Origin of the sequence: Pseudanabaena sp. UWO311, from assembly GCF_006937785.1 — a bacterium.
Classification (GTDB): domain Bacteria; phylum Cyanobacteriota; class Cyanobacteriia; order Pseudanabaenales; family Pseudanabaenaceae; genus Pseudanabaena.
The window spans coordinates 39,642-66,119 of the sequence record NZ_SJEE01000024.1; the positions used below are offsets into that span (position 1 = coordinate 39,642).

At 41.4% G+C, this 26,478-nt stretch carries 18 protein-coding genes; 4 read left to right on the top strand and 14 right to left on the bottom strand.

Going from position 1 to position 26,478, the window contains the following annotated elements:
* Nucleotides 1–35: 35 nt before the first annotated feature.
* The 3 genes from PseudUWO311_RS16970 to PseudUWO311_RS16980 form a co-directional block, all read right to left on the bottom strand.
* Nucleotides 36–1,565, bottom strand: a complete 1,530-nt coding sequence (locus PseudUWO311_RS16970) for an ArnT family glycosyltransferase (RefSeq protein WP_142656426.1) — start codon at nt 1,563–1,565, stop codon at nt 36–38.
* Nucleotides 1,566–1,816: 251 nt separating this feature from the next.
* Entirely contained in the window at nt 1,817–2,335 is a 519-nt protein-coding gene (locus PseudUWO311_RS16975) for a lipopolysaccharide assembly protein LapA domain-containing protein (protein ID WP_142656427.1), read from the bottom strand.
* Nucleotides 2,332–2,979 carry a flavin prenyltransferase UbiX gene (locus tag PseudUWO311_RS16980; RefSeq protein WP_142656428.1) on the bottom strand — a complete coding sequence of 216 codons (648 nt, stop codon included), beginning with the start codon at nt 2,977–2,979 and terminating at the stop codon, nt 2,332–2,334. The genes PseudUWO311_RS16975 and PseudUWO311_RS16980 overlap by 4 nt, the downstream gene beginning before the upstream one ends.
* 252 nt (nt 2,980–3,231) lie before the next feature.
* Between PseudUWO311_RS16980 and PseudUWO311_RS24110 the strand changes: the two genes are divergently transcribed.
* On the top strand, nt 3,232–4,821 hold the full coding sequence (locus PseudUWO311_RS24110) for a protein kinase domain-containing protein (protein WP_190303541.1): 1,590 nt from the start codon (nt 3,232–3,234) through the stop codon (nt 4,819–4,821).
* Between the two features lie 84 nt (nt 4,822–4,905).
* Here the strand turns inward: PseudUWO311_RS24110 and PseudUWO311_RS16990 are convergent, their stop codons facing one another.
* A complete protein-coding gene (locus PseudUWO311_RS16990; RefSeq protein ID WP_223807620.1) occupies nt 4,906–6,285 on the bottom strand; it encodes a cytochrome c biogenesis protein in 1,380 nt (459 codons plus the stop codon).
* Between the two features lie 141 nt (nt 6,286–6,426).
* Between PseudUWO311_RS16990 and PseudUWO311_RS16995 the strand changes: the two genes are divergently transcribed.
* Nucleotides 6,427–7,401 carry a phosphate ABC transporter substrate-binding protein gene (locus tag PseudUWO311_RS16995; RefSeq protein ID WP_142656429.1) on the top strand — a complete coding sequence of 325 codons (975 nt, stop codon included), beginning with the start codon at nt 6,427–6,429 and terminating at the stop codon, nt 7,399–7,401.
* Nucleotides 7,402–7,445: 44 nt separating this feature from the next.
* On the opposite strand, the gene PseudUWO311_RS17000 is transcribed toward PseudUWO311_RS16995, so the two are convergent.
* The 5 genes from PseudUWO311_RS17000 to PseudUWO311_RS17020 form a co-directional block, all read right to left on the bottom strand.
* A complete protein-coding gene (locus PseudUWO311_RS17000; RefSeq protein WP_190303542.1) occupies nt 7,446–13,721 on the bottom strand; it encodes a methyl-accepting chemotaxis protein in 6,276 nt (2,091 codons plus the stop codon).
* A 122-nt stretch (nt 13,722–13,843) separates the two neighbouring features.
* On the bottom strand, nt 13,844–14,428 hold the full coding sequence (locus tag PseudUWO311_RS17005; RefSeq protein WP_142656431.1) for a chemotaxis protein CheW: 585 nt from the start codon (nt 14,426–14,428) through the stop codon (nt 13,844–13,846).
* Nucleotides 14,425–14,802, bottom strand: coding sequence for a response regulator (locus PseudUWO311_RS17010; RefSeq protein ID WP_142656432.1), 378 nt, complete (start codon nt 14,800–14,802; stop codon nt 14,425–14,427). Before PseudUWO311_RS17010 ends, PseudUWO311_RS17005 begins: the two co-directional genes overlap by 4 nt.
* Nucleotides 14,803–15,033: 231 nt before the next feature.
* Nucleotides 15,034–16,248: a response regulator gene (locus PseudUWO311_RS17015; protein ID WP_142656433.1), complete on the bottom strand. Its 1,215-nt coding sequence runs from the start codon at nt 16,246–16,248 to the stop codon at nt 15,034–15,036.
* Between the two features lie 286 nt (nt 16,249–16,534).
* Entirely contained in the window at nt 16,535–17,764 is a 1,230-nt protein-coding gene (locus tag PseudUWO311_RS17020; RefSeq protein WP_142656434.1) for a response regulator, read from the bottom strand.
* Between the two features lie 48 nt (nt 17,765–17,812).
* On the opposite strand from PseudUWO311_RS17020, the gene PseudUWO311_RS17025 reads away from it, so the two are divergent.
* Entirely contained in the window at nt 17,813–18,697 is an 885-nt protein-coding gene (locus PseudUWO311_RS17025) for an alpha/beta fold hydrolase (protein ID WP_142656435.1), read from the top strand.
* A gap of 171 nt (nt 18,698–18,868) precedes the next feature.
* Nucleotides 18,869–21,196, top strand: a complete 2,328-nt coding sequence (locus PseudUWO311_RS17030; protein ID WP_142656436.1) for an NACHT domain-containing protein — start codon at nt 18,869–18,871, stop codon at nt 21,194–21,196.
* Here the strand turns inward: PseudUWO311_RS17030 and PseudUWO311_RS17035 are convergent.
* The 5 genes from PseudUWO311_RS17035 to rlmD all read right to left on the bottom strand — a co-directional run bounded on the left by PseudUWO311_RS17035 (nt 21,182) and on the right by rlmD (nt 26,431).
* Nucleotides 21,182–21,760 (bottom strand): Uma2 family endonuclease, encoded by a 579-nt coding sequence (locus PseudUWO311_RS17035; protein ID WP_142656437.1) that lies wholly within the window; start codon nt 21,758–21,760, stop codon nt 21,182–21,184. The genes PseudUWO311_RS17030 and PseudUWO311_RS17035 overlap by 15 nt on opposite strands.
* Nucleotides 21,761–22,077: 317 nt before the next feature.
* Nucleotides 22,078–23,160, bottom strand: coding sequence for a 3-isopropylmalate dehydrogenase (gene leuB, locus PseudUWO311_RS17040; RefSeq protein ID WP_142656438.1), 1,083 nt, complete (start codon nt 23,158–23,160; stop codon nt 22,078–22,080).
* A 38-nt stretch (nt 23,161–23,198) separates the two neighbouring features.
* Complete coding sequence (locus tag PseudUWO311_RS17045) at nt 23,199–23,765, bottom strand: hypothetical protein (protein WP_142656439.1); 567 nt, start codon at nt 23,763–23,765, stop codon at nt 23,199–23,201.
* Complete coding sequence (locus PseudUWO311_RS17050; RefSeq protein ID WP_142656440.1) at nt 23,762–24,985, bottom strand: AAA family ATPase; 1,224 nt, start codon at nt 24,983–24,985, stop codon at nt 23,762–23,764. Before PseudUWO311_RS17050 ends, PseudUWO311_RS17045 begins: the two co-directional genes overlap by 4 nt.
* Before the next feature lie 81 nt (nt 24,986–25,066).
* Nucleotides 25,067–26,431 carry a 23S rRNA (uracil(1939)-C(5))-methyltransferase RlmD gene (gene rlmD, locus PseudUWO311_RS17055; RefSeq protein ID WP_142656441.1) on the bottom strand — a complete coding sequence of 455 codons (1,365 nt, stop codon included), beginning with the start codon at nt 26,429–26,431 and terminating at the stop codon, nt 25,067–25,069.
* Between the last annotated feature and the right edge of the window lie 47 nt (nt 26,432–26,478).

Here is a 26,478-nt window from a genome sequence, read left to right on the forward strand (position 1 = left end):
GCGAAAAGAGGTGACGTAAAGCGCCACCTCTTTTCTTATGGTTTGTAATTTTTGCCGATCGCAATTTCATAGGTCTTCAAGTACAAGCCAAATCGACGAATCTGGACATTACTAATCGGGGTGAACCGATCAAAATGCGCGATCGCATCATCAGTCAGGGGATACCATTGATCGGAAATCACAATTGCATTTTTACCATTCTGTTTCGCTGCATTCTCTAGGTTCCAAATCGTAAATTGACTAACCCGTTTAGAAATTGCCGTCACATTGGGATTTTGCATCTCATAGGCAAGCTCCGCCGCCGAGCGATAGTCAGAAGTGATTAACAGAGGGATTTCTGGTAAAGTATTGCTGATTTTTATCACTTCCGCAGCAACCTCTTGCCAGCCATAAATCATCCGCCCATCTTGATCTCCATCTTTCCCAAATACGGCACTGATCGGGAACATGCAGGAGTTCCAGACAAATAGAGATGTAAATATTAACCCAAATACTCCCATTCCATAAAAAACTTTCAAATTCTCTCCTCCTCTCCCTCTGGGAGATGAGGCTAGAGGGTGAAGAAAATCGGCTAAAGCTAAAGGCAACAAGGGAAATAGAAGTAAATATGCATGAATATTCCAATAATAGAGGGCTGTAGAAACCAATGAAATCGCCATCAGTATCCCTGAGGGAATTACAAATGTCCAAACTGTAATTCTTTTATATAACAATACAGATTGCCTGACAGAAAGAATGCCCGTAGAATTCTCTCTGTCAGCATTGCGAAAACCTTGCCACACCAACCATGCTACAAACGGCGAAAGCATTAATAGCGAAATTCCAATAAAGCCCAGTGGTTCTAACAATCGCATAACTAACGTGCCACTATCGATACTGCGATTTGCATAGAAACGGAATGACAAAAAATTATTGCTGTAGTTCCAATAAAATACTGGTAGAAAAGCGATCGCACCAATACCCACACATAGCCATATACGTATGTCTAGAAATAATCTTCTTAACTGAGAATGTGTCGCGATCGCAGTCAATAAACCCAAGGTCATAAACAGCGAATTATATTTAGTAATGTGCGCTAGTGAAAGAGCGATCGCACTGCCATATAGCCGCCAATTTGTCCCCTTTCCATTTGCTAAATATTCATCCAGAAAGCGAATGCATAAATACGCTCCAACAAGGCTAAGGGAAATTGCTAAATGATCGTGCCATGCTAAGGAAAGCATAACGCTATATAGAGGTGAACAAAGGACAGCAAAAATCATCCACCAGATATAGCGCCTTGCAAGATCTCCATAAAGATATCTGAGAATACGGTAATAGGTATAGAAAAAGAGCCCATTAGAAAAAAGATTTAGCGATCGCAACGTGAACAGAGACTTACCAAACCATGCAGTTATCCATCCCTGTAGCCATGATTGCAACGGCGGATGGTCGTAATAGGAGAAGTCTAAATGTTGTCCCCACAACCAATAGTAAGCTTCATCAGGATTTGGCGGTGCAAATAGCCAAAAGATGCATCGCAAAAGGATCAACAACAGTAAAAATATGGATAGATAAGAACTCATGAGTCTTTAAATTACAGCGCTCTGTGCTGAAATAAGGTGATTTCTCATTTAAAATTTACCCCACCCTAACCCTCCCCTTGCAAAGGGGAGGGAACAAGATTTCTCGTCTTCCTCCTTTTCAAAGGGGAATTAAAGGGGGTAATTCCAACTTTTATCAAGTGGGAGATTCTTTACGAGAAATGTTCTAAGCCCCAAGATTTTGATTGAGAATGCTGCAAGGCAGCATTCTCAATCAAAATCTTGGGTTTGGTTTATTTGATAAATTTTGCGTCAAGGGGAGGACGATCTCGCTTAGCTTGATTAGAACTTTTAGATTTCAGGTTACGACGATTAGCATAGGGGACGGTATCAGGATCATCATCTTCGTACTCTTCCTCCTCCTCATCTTCATACTCTTCATCTTCCTCGACAAATTCTTCCTTTGTCTGAGAACTTTCAGCTTTGACCTGTTCTTTAGTATCTTTGCCAACTCCAGATGCAATCACAGCCCGACGAATCAATAGATTTTGTCGCCAAGAAGCGATCGCATTGATCACAAACGCCAGAATTCCACCGCCCACAAAAGCCACCAACATGGCAACACTTAAGGGAATCTCGACTGTCTTTTGACCTAAAAAGAAAATCTGCACCGCAGGTTGCAAATTTTGAACAAAAACAGCCGCTAGTAATGTAATTGCAATCCCTAAGCCCAAAATCTGCACGATCATGATCGTACTAGATGATTTCCTGTTAGCAGCATTTGCAGTCTGTGAAAAACGCGATCGATTCATAGTTCTAGATCTCCTTCGGCAATATTAGAGGGCATTCTACCCTGCCAACGCTGGATTAAATCTGCATCAATATCCAGTTGATCCAGCGCTCTAGCGATTACAAAGTCTACCAAATCTTCAATTGTTTGAGGGTTATGATACCAAGCAGGAATCGCTGGCACTATTCTTGCTCCTGCCTCAGCTAGAGTAGTGAGATTTCGCAAATGGATCAAGCTTAATGGTGTTTCACGAGGAACGATTACCAATCGCCGACCTTCCTTAAGGTGCACATCAGCCGCTCTTTCTAACAAGTCTGAACTTAAGCCATGCGCAATTTTTGCTACTGTTGCCATACTACAAGGAATTACCAGCATCCCTAATGTCCGAAATGAACCACTAGCGATCGTTGCGCCCACATCCGCCCATTGATGACAAATTAACTTACCACCGCTAGTCTCACTACGATCCCGCCAGAATTGTTCTTGCGATCGCAAGTTACTTGGCATCACAATATCATTCTCAGATTGCCAGACCATCATCGCTGCCTTAGAAGCAACCAGATCGACGTTGTAATGATTATTTAATAAAAACCTGAGCGATCGCACTGCATAAATCATGCCTGATGCCCCAGAGACCCCTAATACAATCGCTTTTTTATTTTGCATTCAATATTTAAATTCAGCATTTAATTCAGCACAGTAAGCTTCTAAGTTCAAAAGATGAGAGGCGGCGCAAAGCACCGCCTCTCATCTTTTCGTTTTAAGAATGGCTAAAGCTATAGCTCAATCATAACTCTGTTTGTTAAGCTTAAGGCTATAGCAATCCTATTTGATTGTGGAGATATGAGCAATTTATGAATTGCTTATGTCTATCTACAAAGGCTTCAGTCCAGCAGCTCTGTAACTTGGAAGGTAACTATGTTTGTAGGCAAAACATTAAGGAATCGCTACAAGATCCTCAAGGTTCTTGGCAGTGGGGGATTTGGCGACACTTACTTGGCTCAAGACACAGACCTACCAGGACATCCCAACTGTGTGGTCAAGCAACTTAAGCCTAAGGATACTAGCCCAAATGTTTTGCCGATCGCCAAAAGCCTATTTGAACGCGAAGCAGAGTATCTTTACAAATTGGGAAATGCTCATCCCCAGATCCCTAAGCTATTTGCTCACTTTGAAGAAAACAATGAATTCTTTTTAGTACAAGAATTTGTGGAAGGGCAAAGCCTTGCTGCTGAGATTCCGATTGGGCAGCGTTTATCGGAAAGTGCCACGATTACATTATTGCTGGAAATTTTAGAAGTTCTATCCTTTGTCCATCAAAATAATGTCATCCATCGCGACATTAAACTTGCTAACCTCATGCGTCGTCAGCAAGATGGCAAAATCGTCCTCATTGACTTTGGTGCAGTTAAAGATGTCACTGCTCTTGGAACGGACACACAGGGAAATACTAGTGTCACGGTAAGCATTGGCTCTCCAGGATATATGCCCAGCGAGCAAGCAAGGGGAAAACCACGACTCAGCAGTGATGTTTATGCCGTAGGTATGATTGGGATTCAAGCGCTTACAGGAATTGCTCCTGATAGCTTACAAGAAGATGCCAATACAGGCGAAATCTTATGGCGCGATCGCGTGCAGGTTAGCGATGCTTTTGCAGAAGTATTGCAAAACATGGTGTTTTATCATTTTAGTCAGCGCTATAAATCTGCGATCGAAGCTTTACACGCCATGCAGCCTCTTGGGGCAACCAATATTAATAATATTGCACCAACTGAAGCAATCTCTTACCCATTAACCGCAGCGGATTCATCACCAACGATAATTACTAATACAAACAAAGTTACTGCTCCTATATCTGAGCCTACTACACCTCAACTCCCTATCCCAACAACACCGCAATCTCCTGCTACAACTCCACATGTCACAGTCTCTGCACCTAATCCAGCCTTCTCGAAATTTCAGCCATTTCTATGGATCGCCTTAACTGCTGTGATATCAGTTTCGGCAGCGATCGCCACAGCTATGCTCATACCAAAACTAACTAACCAGACTGGTAATAATGCTCAAATTACTCCAACAAGTTCTCCATCAGTTTCTCCAACTAATTCCCCAAGTCCAGAAATAACAGAGCCTATAGCAACAGAAACTGCAACTCCAAAGCCACCCCCTGCGACTCCAACTACCGATCCTACTATGCCAAGTTTTGGTGCGATCGCTCGTTCCCCATCGACTCAATCAAAAGGATACTCTTGGAATTATCCTTCCCGAAAAGCAGCCGAGAATAGGGCTTTAATGGAATGTGAAAGCTCTTCTAGTTCAGGAGATTGTCAAGTGTTAATTTGGGCGCAAAATGCTTGTATATCTTTGGCGGAGAGTTCTAATGGAGCGGCTGGCTCAGGCTGGTCAGAAGATATAACTGTTGCCGAAAATACTGCGAAACAAGTCTGCAAGAAATATAAAGGTGTTAATTGTACGATCACAAATACAATCTGTTTACCTGTCCGCTAAACCCAAAAAGAGCATTGAAGCGTTCTGCACCTCAATGCTCTTTTTGGGTTGATGGCAGATTTCGCTATAATCGCAATTAATTTTTTATGAATTGGCGATCGGCGTAATTTGGGATGTTGAGAAGGAGATCGCACCCTGATCAACTACATTCGTAACATCAATTAGTTCTGACTCAAAACTAACTTGAGCACGGTTAGTTTTGCCGCCAATATAGAGGCGATCGCCAACTTGCAAAGCCCATACCTGTGAGTGACTGACGTAGCTCATGATCACCCCTAACATCAACAATCCAAATCCTGCATAAACAATGGGAATCCCCGGGTCAGCTTTAATTTGCAAACCTGTACTACCGATCGCTTCTTTTAAGGTAAAAGTTACGCCATTAACTTCCGCACTGCCATTTGTACGAACCATAGTAAGCAGATTGCCCTTCTCGTCATAGATTAGGAAAGTACCTTGTAAATCGGGAGTAATGAGCGTAATCCCAGCACTGAGATCTGGCTTGGTAGGAATCCATGTTCCCCATACTTGACGACCACCATTTTGAGATTCTAACTTCCTAACGGGTAATTGTAGGATTGGGCTATTGTTAAATGTAAATTTGACCGCATGAATATCCCAATTTGCTTGATAGAAGGTAACACCCTTGTATTTGAGCGGTTTATTTACATGGATAGTTTGGCGATCGACTTCTTTGCCGTCATTATCAATAACTGACAAATCGGAATAGAACTGATCAATACTTCCCTTCGGTGTGTAATCAATCCAAAAGCGATTGACTCGTACCGACCAATCTTTAGGAACTTGATTTGCTGACCAAGCACCTGCTTCGGTAATATTCTTAACTTGAAATGTCTCACCACTGGGAACCATTTCTTGCGCGGTGAAACCCGTTAGTGCCCCCCAAATTGAACCGATTAAAACTAGCAACATACTGGCATGGACAATAATTGGTCCAACTCTACCAACCAGCCCTTTACGCGCATAAAGGCGATCATCAGCTTGATAAACCTTGTAGTTTTTGCCTTGTAGCGATCGCGCTAAATTATTGAGATCGCCGCCAATAATTTCCGTGGCGAGAGGGAGTTTTGCAAAGCTTTGGGGCTTGGTATAGTAAAACCAGCGCTTGGAGGCTTTGAGAATTGGCAATTGCCGATTGAAGGTGCAAGCAGTAAGGCTTGTGCCAAATAAGATTAACAGTGAAAGAAACCACCAGCTTCCATAGACATGTTCTAATCCGATCGCCAAAATCACCTTATACGATAAAAATCCAAATAGGGCAGGATGTTCGGGATAGTTTTCATGATAAAAGTCAATAGTTTGTCCCTGCTCGATCACTGTGCCGAGGATGCTAAATAGGGCTATGCATAATAAAAGGGCGATCGCGACTTTGAGATTGGCAAGGAGCGCCACCACTTGATGCCGCCAAATTTGGTTTGCTTGGAATCGGATTTTTTGAAACACGTCACGTCTATGATTGCTACTTCTAGCTTTGATCTTATCTTAGGTTGCCAGAAAGTAGATCTGACCTTGAGCTACAGTTGGACGGCTAAATTTAGGGTAAAGTTAAGCCAATCTTGCAGATATTCTTAGGGAAATGGGCATATGTCACAGGGTAAAGAAACTACAGTTTTAGTACTGTCGATGCTAGTCACAGCAGGGATTGCTGGCGGAGGCTACTGGTTTTTTTCACAACAAAAATCAACAGTAGTACCAGCTACACCAGCTACCACGGCAACACCAGATTCATCAGCACAACCAACCCCGCCCGTACTAACGTCAACAAACTTAAACCTTGATACATCTCTGCCCAATCCTAGTATTTTGGGAATAGATGGCAGTACGGCAATGGTTGCCCTGATTAAAGCCCTGCGTAATGACTTTAGCCAAGTTAACCCAAACATACCGAGCTCCTATGGAGTTCCTGATGGTAATCCAACTGGTTCAAATCAGGGATTGAAAAATCTTATTGATGGTAGTATCGCGATCGCAGCGACTTCTCGTCCGCTCAAAGCTGCTGAAGCCCAAGCAGGTATACAATTAGTGCCGATCGCTAAAGATGCGATCGCCTTAGTAGTTGGCATTAATAATCCCTTTAAAGGTAATTTAACTAAGGAGCAAGTACGCGATATCTATCTGGGTAAAATTACTAACTGGTCACAGGTTGGCGGGGCAAATCAACCAATTAGAGTGATCAATCGCGCCACCACAAGCGGAACTAGAGAAGCTTTTCAAGATATTGTTTTACTCGGTCAAGGATTCGCGCCAGATAGTCCTAACTTCATTACATGGAAACAAGACGAAACAACAGCAATTTTGCGCGATATAGGCGATAACGGGATCAGTTATGCCACGGTTTCACAGGTAGAGAAGCAAGAAATTGTGAGAATTATTGCGATCGATGGAGTTCTGCCTACGGACGTTAGTGCGGTCAAAGCTGGCAAATATCCAATTAGTCGCAGTCTATTTTTAGGTGTGAAAAAGATCACCAGTCCTGTCTCTAAGCAGTTTATTGAGTTTGCGCTCTCACCTCAAGGGCAGCAAATTGTCCAAAGGCTAGGATTTGTTTCAGTACAGTAGCCCTAAAAGTAAGAGAACTCGCTTCGCGCGTTCTCTTCAGGGGGTTAAACTGAACTTGAGTTGTCTGTTTCAACTAGTTTAGTAGGATTTTTTTTCTGAGTCCCTTCTTCCTCAATATCTAAACTACCTGACAGAAAATCATCGATTTCGGCTCTAGCTGTGCTAATCGAATCTTCTACTGGCAAATCAAATGCAGAGAAGTCAAACTCACTTTCTAATTCACCATTACTATCCTCATCCTCCAAAGAATTATCATTAAAGCTTGGCAAGTGAGGTAATGTTTGCAAGTCAGGTAAATCCATTGACAAACTATCAAACTCTTCATCAGCTTCATCCATGAGACTGTCTAGCAGATTATCAGCAAAACCATAGATGTCGCCATCTGATATGGCATTAACTTCATCTTCAGATGGATAGCCAATAGATATATCATCATCTGAATCAGCAAATTTCACACTACTAGGATTCCTGTCTTCAGCGACCTCATGAAGCCAATTATCTGAGAAATCCAACGAAAGATCGGGCATAGATTCAGTAAATTCAGCGTCTAAGCCCAAGTTGGCAATTTCAGAAACACTCAAGTCTAGAGAGTCAGCTGAGGATTCTAGATTGAAATCGTTTGCTTCATCTGCGATCGCCTCAAACATCACTGACTCTTCTAAATCTAAAGCATTGTCTGTGAAGTTTTTCACATTCATGATTTCACTAAACTCGATCGATTCGTCTTCAGATTCTAAACCTCCAGTCAGATCTGCAAAGGTTGAGGTATTATCATCAATGTCAAAGCTGGCTTCAGAATTACTGATGAATTCTTGATAGCTTAATCCTGTACCTTGTTCTAGATTGTCACTAAATACTGAGGATAAATCTGCATCTGTTTCATTCAGCAGATCTTCATCAAAAGCTACAGGAGATTCTTCCTCGAATGAACTTATTGAAACACCAAAATTATCAGCGCCGCCAGCGTCATCAGTGACATCAGATATGCCAAAGTCAAAGGCTTCATCTATTAATGCTTCGTCGGCTTCTTCCATCTGTGACAAGTCTGGCAGAACAAAAGCTGAACTAAGACTATCAGCGACAGAAGAAGGCTGAACAGCAACTAAATCTTCCTCAATGCCAGCAATTTCCCCTAAATCTGGTGCGATTGAGTCGGTTTGCCAGATTGCATCAGAGGCATAGTCTGGTGGAGCTTCACTGTCATCAAGTCCTGTGTTACTCACTAAATCCTCAACATCTCCTTCCAAAGAATTTGAGAAGGCGTTAAAGTTGGGAGTGTCATCAGATATGTCAAAGTTAAATTCTTCATCCATCAATGCATCACCAGTTTCTTCCATGTTCGACAAGTCTGGAAGGACAAAAGTTGTACTAAGATTATCGGTTGCGAAAGAAGAAGCTTCATCCAAATCTTCCTGAATGTTAGGGATTTCGCCAAAAACTAATGCAATCTCGTCTGTATCCCAGATTGCTTTGGAGGAATGGTTTTCTGGATTTTCACTTTCATCAATCAATGAAGGAAAAGCTGACTCTGATTCATTGTCTGCCAGTGCAGCTGATACACTTATGTCCTCTACTTCAGGTTGCGATGTAGTAAATGCTGTATCAAATGCATCATTCCCTAAATCCATTTGGTCAGTTAACAGATCCTCCTCTATCTCAAAAGAGAAATCTTCAGACAGTTCATCAGAAATCTCCTCAGAAAGATCTTCTAACTGCTGATCGGAATCAAACATTGATGATACTTGTATACCTGTTTCTGGGCTATAAGCCTCATCTTCCTGAAGATTTATAGAAATATCAAATGGTTCGGCGACTTGCTCGTCGGTTGAGCTTGTACTTACGTCAAAGTCCGCAGAAAAGTCTGAATCGTCTGAGGCTGATTCTTCGGTCTGCCAGATTGAGTCTAACTCATCAGTTTGTGCCACTAGGCTATCAGCTATATTTTGCTCAAACCCGTATTGATCGTCTCCTAAATCTACTTCAGCAACTTCTTCAGCTATATTAAACAATGAAGATAAACCTTCTGATTGCTCATCATTTAAGTCTAGTGAATAGATCTCTTGAGCTATCGACTCTGAAACAACTGACTCTTCGTATTGAATATTTACAGAAGTATCAAATGGATTCGCAATAAATTCTTCACTTTCATTGATCGGACTATCATCAAATAGGCTATCAGATGAACTTCCTGAGAAATTATCCAATTCAACTAAATTAGATGATCCCATCGATAAGCTTTCATTAATTTCAAAAGTAAATTCTGTTGAAGACTGCTCAGATATGTCTATTGAGGGTGATGGAATCTCCAATTCAGGTGCATAATCATTTACTTGCTCATCAAAAGCTTCAACAATTTCTTCAAACCCTTCATTACCTTGGGTTGGAATCGCATCAAAGAAATGATCAGATTCGACTGAATCTGCATAGCTTGTTAATGGGTCGTCTTCGATTTCAAAATTAAACTCTTCAGGAAATTCATCATCTGATGATTCGGCAAGATAAATATCAGGGATTTGAGTGGGTAACTCAGATAGTTCAACTTGATTTTCAAAATTATTTGTAGAAATATCTACTGGTTGTTCTAAATTAAATGAGTTGTTAAAATCTTGTTCAGATAGTTCGTAATTCAATTCATCATCTGTATACTCTGGGTGCAGCTCAGTAATATCTTCAGGAACAGCAAATGGTTGATCTAGGGAATCATTGAGAGCTTCAAAATTATTTGTAGAAATATCTACTGGTTGTTCTAAATTAAATGAGTTGTTAAAATCTTGCTCAGATAGTTCGTAATCCAATTCATCATCTGTATACTCTGGACGCAGCTCAGTAATATCTTCAGGAACAGCAAATGGGTGATCTAGGGAATCATTAAGAGCTTCATTCAAGTCTCCATCAAATAGGGGCTCATCAAAAGGGATGTTAAAAGAATCACGAAAAGCTTCATTGGCAGAACTTTCGATAGGTTCTTCTAAGGATTCATTAACTGCTTCGTTAGATGTGAATTGATCGTAATCTACAAACTGGTTAAATTCAGAAATCCCAGAAATATTTTCAGGATTATTGATAGAGACACTTATTTCTGATTCAGTTAACTCAAATACATTGTCACTATTTGCGATCGCAGCATCACTAACATCCGAAGATGCTTGAAATACTGTTTGATCATCCATAGCAAATGGATCAAAATCTACTCCGCCCTGATTAACTTCAGGAGATTGCATTGAATTATCATGATCAAAGAATGAATTGGAATCGTCTAGGGTAGATTCTATATTCATTTTGGGGATGATGAAGTCAACATCATCCATATCTGGAATTGAAAAATCAACAAAGGTCGGTAAGTTCAGGTTTGCATCTTCGGCAAGTGGTGTCACAGTGCCAAAAGCTGTATCTTCCAAAAATGAAGAGGTAGCAGATACAATTAGCGGATCACTAGAAGCTTCAACGATCGAAAATTCATTCACTCCCTCCATCTGATTCTTTATAGTTGGTTCAGTATCGTCAAGGGGCGAAGATTCGTCAAACGAAATATCGTCATAGACTTCTTGTTTAAGATCGGCAAGCAGAGATTCTTCTATTAGAGAGATATCCGTGAGGTTAGAATATGTTGCTGCATCTGGATTTTGATTGTCAGCAATATCTCCTGCTATGAAATTTTCTGGAATAGAGTCAAAGCTTTGTTCTTGAGGTGATTTAACCGCATTATCATCGATCAGATCACTGCTAACGCCATCGTCAAGAAGATTTTCAAGATATATATTATCGGTAGCTGTGTTATCTTCCTCAGCTTCATATCCATTTGGTAAAGCTGGCGCTGATTGAGTAAAGCTGACGGCTGTTACTGACGCTGCTACAGCAATCGCAGGTACAACTAGACCTAAATTATTAGCCCCAGTATTGCTCACCTCAGCTGCTGAATCGACCAATCTGTCGATAGATGTATCAGGAGCTAGCTGATCAGATGTGTCAGGCAAATGGAAGAACTGAATGCCTTGTAATAGTTGCTGAGCTTGATTTCCCATCGATTCAGCTTGTTGACGAGCAGATCGAGTTAGGTCGGCAGTGCGATCGGCTAACTGAGCAATTTCACTCATATAGCTCGCTGTAGAGCCAGCAGCTTCTGCAATTTCGGTACTAGATTCAGTAATAGTTTGTCCAATTTGGACAACTTCTTCAGTAGCTATTTGAATGCTATTGAACGCAGATTGAGATGACTCTACACCTGACGTAAAACCAGCAACAAGTCCACTTAAATTCTGAACTTCAGCATCGATCGCTGTTACTACGGTTTGGATTTGAGATGTACGCTGTTGCAAAACGGTTAAACCATCATTGGTTTGAGTTGCTAAATCATTTACCTGCCCAGCGATTGACTCAAATTCACGAGCTACACCAGCAAATTGCTTAGGATCTTTTTGTTCAGCAGCACGAGCGGCGACAAGGGTGGCATTGAGTGCCAGAACTTGAGTCAAAGAAGCAATTTGACCTTGATCTTGTACAAATTGTTCGGCTAAACCAACGAATTCGCCCAATGTTTTCATGCGCTGGACGATTTGGGCTGAACCCGTTTGTAAGACGCTAATACTATCAGTCAGAGCTATAATCGCCGTTTGTCCAGAAGCAACTGTATCGCGTACTTCTTGAAGTGATTGGTTCGCAACGTTTACCTGAGCTGAAGATCTCTCCGCGATAGCGGCAACTTGTTCAGTTAGAGCTTGTCCTTGAGCAATTGACTGAGCTTGTTCAGCGGTATTTAACACGACAGTGTTGGCTAATTCTTCAAGATCGGCAGCACCTTGAGCCACCTGTTTAGCTGTACCTAAAACACTAGAAATAATCTCTACGAGTTTTTCGCGGAGACGGTTGAGGGTGTCGGCGACCAGCCCTGTAGCGCGATCATTTACTTGAGCCTCAATCGTGAGATCACCCTCTTCCATAGATGAGACAACATCTAATAAGTTGCCAACTTCAGCCTCCATCAACTCTGTTTCCGCAAAATTTTGCTGGAGCTGTGCTGCTGCCGATATATCATCATCGGATGATGATAATGGTTGGCTCAATCCACTACGCAAGCGAATTTCATTATTTTTTACTTGTTGGAAGGTATTTTTAAGCGAGATTCCAAGATGATCAATTTCATCTTTACCTGCTGTGATATTTACACCTGAATTTCCTTGCTGACTCAAGTAGCGATCGCATTCTTCGGTAAGGGGTTTAAGTCGCTTTTTGAGCGAGTTCACGAATAATAAAATGGCGATCGCCAAAATCGCACTGATACTAACAGCCGCAACACCGACTGGAAGCATTAGCTTGTTGGTGATTTCTGATTCGGGCAACTGTGCTACAAAGAGCAAATCGCTACCTTGGATTTTGCGGTATGCCCAGAGATAGCCTCCAGTTTGGACAATTCCTGATGGTTTGGCTTTAGCTTGTTGAGTAAGACTCGTGAGGACTGCTGCGATCTCAGGATTTTTGGTCTGCGTCGCCTGAAACTGGGAGGAGGCAGTAATTACTTGACCACTACTGCTAGCCACCAAAAAACCAAATTTGCTTTCATAAGGAGGCTCTTGATAGGAAGCGGTATCTACTAATGACAAAAGCTCACTAGCGATCGCATCAGCATTGACAATCCCGACAACTTTCTGTCCATCGCTGATGGGAGCACTGTAGGTGATAATCGTCTTGCCCAGAGCGGTATACGGCTGCGACCAAGCGGCTTGCCCCTTAAGGGTATCTTGATAAAAAGGGGCTTTTTGAATATCAGGGCGATCTCCAGACAAAAATTTATCATTTGGGGCTGCCAGCTTTTGACCAGCCGTTTCAGTCTTTAAGCCTGACTGTTCTCTCCACACATAGGGGACAAGAGGCTTAGCTGGAGTAAATAGTAAGTTGCCATTTGATGCAATCCCCATACCTACGATGGATTCCTTATTTTGTAATCCATCGACAATCAGACGTTGATATGGTTCAGAGCCTTTTGGCTTTGACGGTTGCTGAGATAGGACCTTTGCCCCACCTGCAACTTCATCAACTGTTGACTTAATATCTGAGAGCCTAGCATCGATTTGACGAACCTGCGCTTCAGCCGATTTATCAACTTCTCGTCGAGCGCTACTTAGTAATTCTTGATAAAACCAATATCCTAGACCACCTAAGCCTATTAGCGATGTGCCGATCGCAATCAGCAGCAATCCCAGTCCCATTGAGCCTCTTGACTTATTAGGTTTGGGGGCGTTTGGCGATTTAGGCGATCTCTTTGAAGATGCCTGATTGCTCTTGCCTGAAGAAGTCGCTGGGGTTCTCTTAGATGTGCTTGCCATATGCATTCGCTATAGGGAAAGGATCGTAGCATTTTTGTGAAATTCATCCTACACTATACTCGCCCTAATCATGTAGCCAAATAGTATGAAGTTTCAAACTACGGTACATATCAGTGCAAGTACTACTTAGAAATCTGCCAGCGTTGAGGCTGCCAAATATGACTAGGAATACTTGATAGGATAATTTCAATGGGAGTATACTCGGTCTCCTTGATATTCGCTACTGTTTGACTTATTTTTTTTGCATGTTTAGCATTGGTGATCGATGGAAACGTTAGCTGATCTACATCTGAAGATTGCTGGCGCTGATGTTGATGCTCATCAATAGTAAGGCTACCGATTACCCGATCTACAATGACCCCAACCCCACCCAGATTTTTACTGCCCAAATTGTCGGCAAGTTTACTAAGTCTAACCACCGTCAAAGATTCCGTGATTAAAGTGCGTTGTTCCCCCATTAGCAATCGTAATAACAGCAAAGGCATCACATTTGCTTGATGATGCATTACCCCAATGATTGCAGTTTCATAAAAGGGTAAAGCAACGATTGCATTGCGATCGATAATAATAATTTCTGAAACTAACGTATCGGGAAAAGTAACTGTGCGATCGCCAACTTTTGCCACAATATATCGGTTACTCGGTGCGAATAGCTGATCAAATAATGGCTCAGCTGCATTGACTTGGCTCATCTCAGAAATGCTCATTTCACTCGTTGGGGCAACTTATTCAAAACTTCAGACAACGCCTCTCGACTAACTGGTTTGGGCAAATAGTCATTCGCTTTAGCACGTTTTAGTCCATAGTCAATTTCGAGTTTGGTACTTTTGGTTGAGCATAAAATCACGTACTGATCGGCAAGTTGATGTTGCGATCGCAGTTCTCGCAAAAACTTATAACCATCTTGATCTGGCAATACAATGTCTAAGAAAATAGCTGTGTAGGAATTGTTGATAATTTTATCTAAAGCGCCAATAGTCGATTCGCAGAAATCTACTGTATGACCAAAATCTGTTAAGAAAGAACTTAACAAATGCCTCTGAATCGCAGAATCATCAATTATTAAAAAATGCTCGCTCATAATTCTTGCCTTGAATTGTATACAGTTAAATAAATGCGGTTACTTACGATTAATTTAGGATGAATGTGAATCTGACAATTACTTTTATCTGTCCTTAACTTACCTTTTCTAATATCTTGAGGATACGTAAAAAATTGTCAGAACTTGTACAAATTAATGGATTCAAACCACAATATTCTTGGTTACTTTATTGCTCACAAAAAAGCATCATAGTACTGATATAACTAGTTCCTAGACTAGGGTGTCTGTTGACAAAGGCGCAAGCTCCCTTAATAAATTACGCAATTCTTCGCGAAATTTTGGAGTATCAGAAGATGATCTTGGTTTGGCTAGAAAACGACAATTTGCCCATCTTGCCCTAAAGTTATTAGTCATACTGTTCTCAGCAGTAACTAACACCAAAGATAACGAAGCTAATTCCCGTTGACGACGAATTTGTTTGATCAAATCAAAGCCATTTAGACTTGGCATATTGATATCAATAAAAACAATAGTCGGCTTGTATTCTAAGATTCTGTCAGTAGCTGCTTCAGCATCATCAGTAAAATCAACTTGATACCCCCAACTAATTAACAGCCTTTGCATTTGTTGCAATAAAACAGGTGAGTCGTCAACGATAAAAACCCTAGGTTCATCTTTGACATTTTTTGGTGCAGATACATTTTGCCGAACGCCAATATCACTGTCAGACTTCCGCTCTTCCAATGGCACAATTGACACAATGTTTTTTTGTGCTAACTTGTCTAGCAATAAGGCTGTGCGATAAATCGGCTGTTTAAAAGTATCGGCGATCGCACAGATTCGATCTTGACCCGTGGTCACCTTAGCAAAAAGCGGGAAATTATCGTTGCCCACTCTTGCCAGTAAATTAGCCGCATCAACAAGTTGCACTAATTGGTAAGGATGTTTTACACAATCAAATTTTTGCCATTGCCTTACTTCATTGGCGATACTATTTTCGATTACTGATAACTGCCAAACAGGTAGATTAATTTGCAGCTCTTCGGCGGGCTTCCATACAAAAGAGAATCCATCCTCTAAATGTAAAGACAACAAATTTTCTAAGATAACTTCTTTTAAAACTTCCTTAGTAATTTCGGGATGTTTTTTGTAAACATTACTCACAAAAGGATAACAGTAAGGTCGATTATTTTGACGCTGCTCCCATTCAGGAATACGCGAAAAATTAATGCCTTTGCTGTTGTATTTGCGAACCAATGTGGGTATTACTTGCCCTTCTTCTTCTGCTAATACTAGTCCTCCACCCGTAAGTAATAATTTCCACCGATGATATTTTGTCTCTACGCGGATCACTCCCGTAGAACGACTCATGACGCGCATAGCAGCTAACAGGATATGTAATGTGGCATTCCTCACTACTTGTCCGTCCGTCAAGTTGTTAGACACAAGGTCTGAGTTAGGCAAGGAACCTGTCATAGCAATCATGTTTTTTGACTGGGAGGCACTTGGATGGGGAAAATACTATAAGTATTACAAAAAAACGGATCACTTCATTATAGATCGTAGCAACTACGGACAAATTCGATTGGTTTCCTCAGATACATTATCCCAAATTGTATTCGGGTTATTGCCATACTTCGTCTAAGCAATTCTACTTAGTTTTATCTTAACATTCAGTGAAGTAGGGTGTATTAGCGTCAGCGTAACGCACCCAATAAACCCAGTGCTTCGCGATCGCTAACACACCCTAAGAAAGCAATAGTGACGATCGCTATAATTGCGATTGAGAGACAAAATCTTGCAAAATAGTCCGAACTTGCTCACGAAATTCTTGGATATCATCAGATTTGAGCGGCTTGCTTAAAAATCGACAATTTGCCCATTTTGCACGAAAGTTGTTGGTAATAGTATTCTCAGATGTCACTAGAACTAGAGGGATGCTTGCCAATGATGGCTGACGGCGAATTTGTTTAATTAGGTCAAACCCATTTAAATTAGGCATATTGATATCCATAAATACAATATCCGGTTTTTCTGACAGCATTTGCCTAGTGGCGTTAGCAGAGTCATTGACTAGGCTTAGCTGATAGCCCCAGCTTGTTATTAAATTGCCAAATTGCTTGAGTAACAATGGGGAGTCATCAACAATCATCACCTTAGGTTGAGATCGCTTTTCCTGTGTTTGATCAAGATCTAAATCTTCATTAGCTTCCGATGAGTTTAATGCTAATGGCAAGATAGCAATAGTGCGATTTTCTGCAAGTTTATCGAGCTTGAGAGCGGTGCGAGTAATGTGTTGTTGAAACCAATCGGCAATTTCACTAATTCGATATTTGCCGTTTGTAACTTGAGTAAACAAAGGGAATTGAGCGATTTCACATTCAGAGTCTAGTAGTTGTACCATTTGGTAGGGATGATGCACATAAGTAAAAGTGCGCCATTGCTTAGTTACTTTGATGATCGCTTTTTCGAGGTCACTGATTTGCCAGATTGGCAAAATAATCGGACTATCTAAAGCTAAAGGTTTCCATAGCATGGAAACCTTTTTTTCCAAAGAAATTGCTAAGAGGTTTTCTAATAATATTTCCTTGAAAATCATTAGATAGTTTTCACGAGCGTGGGCATAAAGTTTACCTAAAAGTTCACAAGTCTCAATGATATTGAGAGACTTGCTAGTATTACTAAGCAAAATATCCTGTGAAGGCTGAACTTTTTGGGTTTGGAGTTTACGTCTTAGCGTCGCCAAAAAACTACCTTCATCTTCGATAAAGGCGATTCTCCCACGATGCATAAAGATATTCCAGCTAAAATGATGAGACTCAATATTGACTGTACCTGTATGGTTCTTGAGTAATTTCAGCATTGCCATAAGACTGGCATAAGTCAAGTCAGGGATTATTTCATCAACTGGAATAATATTGATGGATTTGGTAATTATTTGACTGACGCTTTTTTCTTTTGGGAGATTGAAAGCGTCGAGCTCTTGTGAAGTCTGCGTCATTGCCAAGTTAAGGTAAGTAAGACTTGATTTATTTCAAATGTATTTCGGATGATTAGCGATCGCAGATTAAAAGTTTTATGCCTGCACGGACACCCTGGAAACAGCGAAGCAATGCAGATCTTCGCTCAATACTTTCATGCTCAAGGTATTAGGGCGATCGCGCCTGACTTGCGTGGTTATGGAAATTGTAAGGCAACTGTGAGCTTCACAATGTTAGATCACATACAAGATCTCTGGGATCTTTTGGAAAGCGATCTCCAATCTGAGCAGCAAGACTTATTAAATGAGCATCTAGAAACGGAATATCTGATTTTAGGATGGTCTCTAGGTGGAATTTTAGCGATGGAGTTGGCGTTGCGAGCTGCCGAGCAGCAGAATTTATCTCAAAACAACTTCACTCCTATTCCAAAAAAAACTGCTCCGAAAATAGCAGGCTTGATTTTAGTTGCCACTGCTGCAAAACCGAGTAGCAGTTTACCAAAAGTTGCTTGGTGGGAATATGTAAATTTAGTAATTGCCGTTGCTTGGCATTGGATTGCGCCAAAGCAGCGCGGGCCTATTGAGTGGTTTGGAAAGCGATCGCTGATTAAATATTTAATTCAGCAGCATACTCAAGGAGCCTATGATCAGATTTCTCATACTGGTGCAAAAGCCTATTTACAAACTTCGCGCTATGCTCAACAAGCATTAACGCAAGCACTGAGGCTGGGATATGATCGCACTGGTGATTTAGCTAAAATCCAAATCCCTTGCCTTGTGATTGCCGCAGAGCAAGATCGCCATATCACAGCAGCATCAACCTTAGAAACTGCAAAATTATTGCCTAATTGTGAATTCATCTCTTACCCAAATACCGCCCATTTATTGCCTTGGGAAATAGGTGATCGCTTATTAGTGGATATTGATTCATGGTGCGATCGGCATTTATCATAAGGAAAGTGGTACTTCGTGCCGCTTTCCTTATGATAATTAGAATGCAGTTAAATATAAAGATGCCAAAGATGATCCGCCTGCTGCGCAGGCGGATCATCTTTGGGATATGGATTTTAACTGCGACAAGTTACTTGATTTAAATCTATCGGCTTCCGAAAGCATTTCCAAATTATGTTTCCCCAAAAATTTCTGACGCGAATGGCGCAAACCCATCAGCTTTCGGCTGATCAGGAAAGTGTTTTCCTAATACGATTTGGGGAAAATCGTGAAGATCGTGAAGTTGCTAGTGTTTTAGGCATTTCTGAAGAGGCCTATCGTAAGCGGATGGGAGAAATTTATCGGAAGTTTGATATCGGAGGGAAAGGACCTGGTAAAAATAATCGCCTCTTACATATTTTGCAAAATTTTTTAGATGCAGAAACCAGTTCGCCAATTAGTTCGCCAAATGAGCAAAACTTACTTTTTGTCAACCAATCTGCATCTAGTCAAGGTGTAGTATCGGCTATCAATATTGAGGAACTAGTACAGCAACTACGCTATCGCAGTCGCCAGATCATCCAAGAGCGCTGTGCCACTATGAGAGTGTTGGACATGTCCCATCCGATTGATCTGGAAAATATTTATACAGGTACAGATGTTTTAGAAAAAATTACCAGCCGCCGTCGTTTAGGAATTGCTGATTTGCTAGCTACTTATCATGGACGCGATCGCATTGAGATGGGACTCCTCAATGAAGATCGTATTTCCAGTATGGAGGCTCTAAATCGCTACAGCAAACTGATGCTGCTCGGTAAACCAGGCGCAGGCAAAACAACGCTATTAAAATATACGGCTCTAAAATGTTCGCAAGGTGAAATTTTTAATGATTTAGTCCCGATTTTTGTAACGTTGCGTCAGTATGCTGGCGCTGAATCTCAGCCGAGGTTATTAGATTATATCTCTCAAGACTTATACGCTTATAACATTAGTGATGAGGCAAATGTTAAACAGCTTTTACAACAAGGTCGAGCGATTCTATTCTTAGATGGGCTCGATGAAGTTCGCGAAAATGATTTGTATCGAGTTCTCGAAGACTTACGGAGTTTTTCAGAGCAGTTCTATACCAATCGTTTTGTGATTACCAGTCGATTGGGATCGCAGGAATATGTATTTGAGAAGTTCACAGAAGTCGAGGTTGCGAACTTCCAACCATTGCAGATTTCGCAATTTGCCCAGCGTTGGTTTCTTAATAACTCTCGACATATTGACCTGTTTTTGCGAAAAGTAGAAGACAATCGCCCTATTCAAGAATTGGCTACTAATCCTTTACTGCTGACTCTATTATGTTTAGTATTCGATGAATTTGGCGATTTCCCAACTAACCGTTCAGAACTCTATCGTGAAGGATTGGATGTACTGCTTAAAAAATGGGATGCCAAACGCAATATTGAACGGCATCAAATTTATAAAAATTTGTCGATGCAACGTAAAGAAGATTTGTTGTCACAAGTTGCCTGTACGACATTTTATCAAGGAGATTACTTCTTTCGGCAAGTCGATCTAGAAAGCTATATTACTGAATATATTCGTAATTTACCAAAAGCAAATACCGATGAGGAGGCTTTACAACTCGATAGTGCAGCAATTATCAAGGCGATCGAATCACAGCATGGGTTGTTTGTAGAACGTGCTAAAGGAATTTATTCTTTTTCGCATTTAACTTTTCATGAATATTTAGCAGCGCGTGAGCTTGTTTATAATGGCAACCAAGATACATTGACATTACTAGCGAGTAAAATTACTGATCAACGTTGGCATGATATTTTGCGCCTTGCTGTCGGTATGATGCGCTCGGCTGACGAGTTGTTAGTATTAATGAAGGATCACTGCGATCGCTTGTTAGCTAACGATCAGCAATTACAAAGTTTGTTGCAATGGGTTAACAAAAAAGCAGAATCTGTTCAAGTGACTGATCGCATTCAATCGGTACGTGCTTTCTATCTAACTCTTGGACGTGCGATCGCCCAAAGCGCTCCTCACAACTTAGCTAATGTTTTAGCACGGACTCTCGTACTTGATCTTGATCTTTGTCAAAATCGTAATCTCAATGTTGATCTCGCTTTTGATCTGGCAAGAGCCCTAGAAACTAAAGATGGGGAAGATCTGGGACTTGATTTAGAACTAGATCTTAGTCTTGCTTTGGAATATGCCCAAGAAGCCGTCGATTCGCAATTGGCAGATGCTTTAACAGAACTAATTGAAGCTTGCCCTGAAGATGCTGATAGCGAGATCAAATGGGAGGATTGGGCTAATAACCTGCGTCAACAAACGATCAACAATCGTAATATTGGTCAAATTTGGAATCTCACTCCCCATCAACTTGAGCATTTACGTCAATACTGTAATGCTAATCGTCTTTTAGTCGAATGCCTTGAAAGTGATTGCTATGTGCGTCAACCTGTCAGACAAGCGATCGAGCAAAGTTTGCTGTTGCCCACAACACAATTAATTAGCCTGTAAAATCTGTGCTGCTGTCAACTTTAAATCGGCAAATATTATGGAAGCGATCGCCTGTTCACCCTCATATACCTTCTCTTCGTAAAAACCATCCACCCATTCCAATACTGTTACCCGCCCCAATACAGGATCAACGATCCAATATTCGGCAATCCCTCGTACCGCATATTCTGATCGCTTATAGCGATAATCACGACTACTTTGATTTGGACTAACTACCTCGACTACTAGTAAAGGCGAAGGCATCTCTGGCATGACGGTGGAGCGCTTCGCTCCCTCCATGGCGATCGCTAATTCCTCAGAAAATACTACCAAATCAGGAACACGCAACCGAGAGCCAGTGGTGACAATTTCTGTCTTCATCGATAACCGATAGGCAGGAACCCCCTGCTGTGCAAAGCATATAAGAATAAACATTGCAATCCGTCGATTGATTTCACTTTCAGCCGTCATTAATATTAATTCTCCATCTTCAAACTCGTACATAGCATCAGTGCCATCATCATAGTTAAAGAACTCCTCAAGAGTCATGACTGAAGATGTCGCTTTCTCTAATGTGATTGTCATAATCGGCTTACCTGCTAGTAACAAAATCAATTAGCTTGTCCTATTGTGCCAAAAAAAGGTAGTCCATGTGTGAGGACAGCAGTTATACCAAAACACAAGATGGCTACGCCATTTTGTGTTTTTAAAACCCTTACTGGGTTTGGTCATACCAATTCACAAAAGTGTGGCGACACTTCTGTGAATTGGTATGACCAAGAAAACGAGCCACAAGAAAAAAATGAAAGCGTTGCTTTGCAGCGCTTTCATTTTTTTCTTGGTTTGGGTTTGAGCGCAAAGCACTGTAAAAAGAGAGATGTCGCGATGCGACATCTCTCTTTTTATAGTGCGGCTAGCAACGCTTCTCCCATAGCAATGCAGCCTAATCTTTCACAACCATCCGCCATGATGTCGCCTGTACGTTTGCCCGAATCGAGAACCTTATTCACGGCCATCTCGATCGCATTAGCAGCCTCTCCTTCATTAAAGGCATAGCGCAACATCATCGCCGCACTTAAAACTTGAGCCAAAGGATTCGACAAATCTTTACCAGCAATATCAGGAGCAGAACCATGTACAGGCTCAAACACCCCAGGTTTTCCCGCTTCACCGAGACTAGCCGATGGCAACATGCCAATGCTACCTGTCAACATCGCCGCTGCATCAGAGAGAATATCGCCAAATAGATTGCTGGTGAGAATAACATCAAACTGTTTGGGATTACGAATGATCTGCATGGCGGCATTATCTACATACATGTGAGATAGCTTCACGTCAGGATATTCACTGGAAATACTAGTCACGCGATCGCGCCATAGTTGCGATACTTCCAAGACATTAGATTTATCAACGGAACAGACAGAACCGCGACGTTTTTGAGCAGCCTCAAAACCAACCCTAGCAATGCGATCGATTTCTGGCTCGGTATAAACCATTGTATTAAAGCCACGACGCACACCGTTTTCATCGGTGACAATTCCTTTGGGTTTACCAAAATAAATGCCGCCTGTGAGTTCGCGTACTACTAAAATATCTACGCCTTCCACAACTTCACGCTTCAAGGTCGATGCATCAATTAATTGGGGCAAAATCTGCGCAGGTCGTAAATTGGCAAATAAGCCCATGCCACCGCGCAAGCCCAGTAAAGCTTGCTCTGGACGCAAATTAGATGGCATGGTGTCCCACTTTTCGCCACCGACAGCCGCTAGTAGTACAGCATCACTGTTTTTGCAAAGCTGCAAGGTTTCATCAGGCAAAGGATGCCCTGTCGCATCGATCGCAGCACCGCCAACGAGAGCTGTCTCGAAAGCAAAGGTAATACCAAATTTTGGTGCGATCGCCTGAAGCACTGCTACCGCCACCTTCATAATTTCGGGACCAATCCCGTCCCCAGGGAGAAGGGTGATTTTATAGTTTTTAGACATTACAAAAAATACTTAAAGACAGGTTTTCTAACATAACATTACGTGAGTTCGATAAGTCGTTTTCGGATCGCACGGGCAACAAGCGGAGCTTTTTTCTCTAGTCCATCAAGACTGATCTCTCCATCAGCATAGGTTCGATACCATTCTCTGCGCTGTCGTACAATCACCTCATTATTTAATTTTTGCTGAGTTTGTTTGACTTTTTCGATTTCAGAACTTGGTATTTTCTCAATCTGAGGCACTAAGCTAAATGTCAATAGTTCTACTTCAAACCATTCGTCTCCAACCTCAAATGGATCTAAAATTTGATCATCTGCCCTCTTAGAGCTGTTGATCCAAGCCGAGGCAAAACGATAATTAGCCCAGTCGTAGGCTTTTGTACGATCTTGATGGCAACTAATGTAATGGTCTACTGTGCCAATTGGCTCAAACATTGCCGAATACCCGCAAAGGTTTTGAAATCCATCAGCAAGATGTTTCCGAAAAGGCGACCATAAATCTCTTGGTCGTTTCTTGTCAGGATTTTTTGCTAGCCAGTCTTCACCTTTTTGTCTGACTTCTCGATCAAAATCTGGAGGCTCTGGTACACAATCAAAATGAATCATTTCTGCCTTGCCTCGTTTTTGACAGTCCAGCCAATCCAGAAAGGATCGTGACCAGGAATGACCCGTTCGAGTTCTGCTTGAATTTGTTCAAGTGTTTGTAAATTATCAGGGTATACATAGTCAGGACTTCTAGTAGCCCATGCTTGAGCCGCACCAATTGCTGCCTCTCCTTCAAGCGATCGCGCTTGTTTGAGGTCAAAAATTTCTGAAGTCAGCCATCCCACCACATCACCTTGCTTTACCCAAGGAATTTCATTGAGAGTTACCTCACTCCCAAGTAACTCAAAAAGAAATAATTTGTCTAGCTCCTCCTCAAAATATGGTTCAGCAGATGCTAAAACCATTGGTGAATGTGTTGTTGTTACTATCTGTACATCAATTTCTGGATTCAATTGTTTGCAAACTTCAAGAATAGCAGGAAGAATAGTTCTTTGCCATTTGGGGTGTAAATGAGCCTCTAATTCATCAATCAAAAAAACAAATTTTTTGATTGGTTCAGTTCTTTTAAGTTTTGCAATTTGAATATGTGAGTCCCAAGCCCAGACGAGCATATATGCCAAATTTAGAATTCTTTGAATACCTGAAGAGGCATGGGTAACTGGAACATTGCCATAAGGTACGACAAGTGTAGGAATTGGACGACTATCTTCTACTGAAAGTCTTACAGATTCTCCAACTTGCATTGGTTCGTCAGGATGTGACAAATGTTGAATCACATTTTGGAGAATTTGATAGGGTGTTTCTGTTTGTTTTAGTTGCCAATAGTCAAGATCATGAACTAGTCCCATACAAGGTACGGAGCCATTGTTGAGTATTAATCCGTTCAAAACTTGTTGTGATGTAAAGTTGTAAACCTCCTTAGGGGTGAATTTTCTTAATGGATCAAATATTGAAAATCCTCCATCAATACGGCTGTAGATAACGATCTCATCTTCCTGTAGCCGCTGAAACTCTTGCCATTTTTGTTTGTTAAACAGAAAAACACTCTCAGATTCTTCTCCGTTACTGGCTTGAAAGTGGATGTATGGGGAATCATCTTGGTCAATGTTTGGTAGTGCGGGCAACCCAACCCAATTATCTGTTAAGGCAAACCAGATCACATCAATCAGAAAACTCTTGCCTAAGCCATTGTCACCCGTAAGAATGTTAAGGCGATCGCCAAACTCAATTTCAAGATTTCTTACAGAACCAATACCTCTTAAGTTCAATTTAGTTAACATTCTTTATCCCTTTTGTTTCGCCTCAAGTTGATAAATTTATACTCACTTAGATTCCATTATATAGCCTGTCATATGTCGTGCTTACGATTTTTTAAGAAAGGCGATCGCCTCAATATGGGAGGTTTGTGGGAAGAAATCTATGGGTTGAATGCGGGTGATTTGGTAGCGATCGCCTTCGCATAGCAGCTTCAGATCTCTTGCCTGTGTGGCAGGATTGCAACTGACATAGACAAGGCGATCGGGAGCAAATTCGCGTAGATAGGCAATTACTTCAGGTTCACAACCTTTGCGTGGTGGATCGAGGATGACGATGTCAGGTTGCAGATTGAGTGTACTGATTAATTCTTCGACTTTGCCAGTATGAAAAACTACATTGTCAATCCCATTGAGTTCGGCGTTGAGCTTGCCTTGAGCTGTTGCTTGGGGCTGGATTTCGATCGCGATCGCCTGTTTGACTTGCTCCGCTAACGGTAATGCGATCGTGCCAATTCCTGCATAGGCATCTAAGAGAATTTCTGTTCCTTTTAGATCAAGTTCTGCTTCAATGATTTTTAGCATTTTTTCTGCTTGCTCAGTATAGACCTGAAAGAAGGTATCACCTCGCAAACGGAAAGTTAAACCCGCAAATTTCTCTAAGAGATAATCCTTCCCTACGATGCAACGGCTCTCTCGTCCCATAATTGCATTGGTTCTATCAGGATTACAATTGAGAATTACACCCATAACTTTGGGATAGCGATCTAACCAAGTTTGCGCAAATACACTCAAGTTCGGAACATCCCAATCTCTCGTTACTAGAGTAATCAAGACTTCACCCGTATTCCTACCAATACGCAACCCTAGATGACGTAATAGCCCAGTGTGTGTTTTCTCATCATAGATTTCCCAACATTGGTTATGAATATCGTGCTTAATTTCTTCCAACATCGGATCGAGACGTATGTCTTGAGCTGGGCATTGATTGAGATTGACAATTTTATGAGTTCCCTTTTGATAATATCCTGCCTTGAGATTGCCATCACGCCCCGTAGCCAAAGGATAGGTAACTTTGTTGCGATAGTGTAAACTTTCCTTCGCGCCCACAATCGGTGAAATGAGTGCTTCTAACATCTCAGCATCAAAACCACCGATGCGTTGTAAAGCTTGTAAGACAATATTTTGCTTAGTTCGCAACTGTGCGGGATAGCCCACCGTTTGCCATTGACAACCGCCACATTTATCGGCAACGATGCATTTTGGGTAGACGCGATCGCTTGATGGTGAAAGAATTTTCTCAATACTGGCGTGTGCAAAGTTCTTTTTTACAAATTCTAGTTTTGCAGTAATGCGATCGCCAGGAACACTATTGGGAACAAAGATGGCGATATTTTCATAACGTCCCACCCCATCGCCACTATCAGCTAGATCGTCGATGTTGAGCGTGATTTTTTGTCCCTGTAGTAGCATGGCTTCCTAAATTAATCTGTGGCTGAAGATATTTGATTATAGCTTGT

What these genes read in the sequence shown, in the direction of transcription:
- PseudUWO311_RS17045 (WP_142656439.1), bottom strand. Translation starts at nt 23,765, where the DNA reads ATGATTCATTTTGATTGTGTACCAGAGCCTCCAGATTTTGATCGAGAA.
- leuB (WP_142656438.1), bottom strand. Translation starts at nt 23,160, where the DNA reads ATGTCTAAAAACTATAAAATCACCCTTCTCCCTGGGGACGGGATTGGT.
- PseudUWO311_RS17005 (WP_142656431.1), bottom strand. Translation starts at nt 14,428, where the DNA reads ATGAGCATTTCTGAGATGAGCCAAGTCAATGCAGCTGAGCCATTATTT.
- PseudUWO311_RS24110 (WP_190303541.1), top strand. Translation starts at nt 3,232, where the DNA reads ATGTTTGTAGGCAAAACATTAAGGAATCGCTACAAGATCCTCAAGGTT.
- PseudUWO311_RS16995 (WP_142656429.1), top strand. Translation starts at nt 6,427, where the DNA reads ATGTCACAGGGTAAAGAAACTACAGTTTTAGTACTGTCGATGCTAGTC.
- PseudUWO311_RS17050 (WP_142656440.1), bottom strand. Translation starts at nt 24,985, where the DNA reads ATGTTAACTAAATTGAACTTAAGAGGTATTGGTTCTGTAAGAAATCTT.
- PseudUWO311_RS17015 (WP_142656433.1), bottom strand. Translation starts at nt 16,248, where the DNA reads ATGATTGCTATGACAGGTTCCTTGCCTAACTCAGACCTTGTGTCTAAC.
- PseudUWO311_RS16970 (WP_142656426.1), bottom strand. Translation starts at nt 1,565, where the DNA reads ATGAGTTCTTATCTATCCATATTTTTACTGTTGTTGATCCTTTTGCGA.
- PseudUWO311_RS17025 (WP_142656435.1), top strand. Translation starts at nt 17,813, where the DNA reads ATGATTAGCGATCGCAGATTAAAAGTTTTATGCCTGCACGGACACCCT.
- PseudUWO311_RS16980 (WP_142656428.1), bottom strand. Translation starts at nt 2,979, where the DNA reads ATGCAAAATAAAAAAGCGATTGTATTAGGGGTCTCTGGGGCATCAGGC.
- PseudUWO311_RS17035 (WP_142656437.1), bottom strand. Translation starts at nt 21,760, where the DNA reads ATGACAATCACATTAGAGAAAGCGACATCTTCAGTCATGACTCTTGAG.
- PseudUWO311_RS17030 (WP_142656436.1), top strand. Translation starts at nt 18,869, where the DNA reads ATGTTTCCCCAAAAATTTCTGACGCGAATGGCGCAAACCCATCAGCTT.
- PseudUWO311_RS17020 (WP_142656434.1), bottom strand. Translation starts at nt 17,764, where the DNA reads ATGACGCAGACTTCACAAGAGCTCGACGCTTTCAATCTCCCAAAAGAA.
- PseudUWO311_RS17010 (WP_142656432.1), bottom strand. Translation starts at nt 14,802, where the DNA reads ATGAGCGAGCATTTTTTAATAATTGATGATTCTGCGATTCAGAGGCAT.
- rlmD (WP_142656441.1), bottom strand. Translation starts at nt 26,431, where the DNA reads ATGCTACTACAGGGACAAAAAATCACGCTCAACATCGACGATCTAGCT.
- PseudUWO311_RS17000 (WP_190303542.1), bottom strand. Translation starts at nt 13,721, where the DNA reads ATGGCAAGCACATCTAAGAGAACCCCAGCGACTTCTTCAGGCAAGAGC.
- PseudUWO311_RS16975 (WP_142656427.1), bottom strand. Translation starts at nt 2,335, where the DNA reads ATGAATCGATCGCGTTTTTCACAGACTGCAAATGCTGCTAACAGGAAA.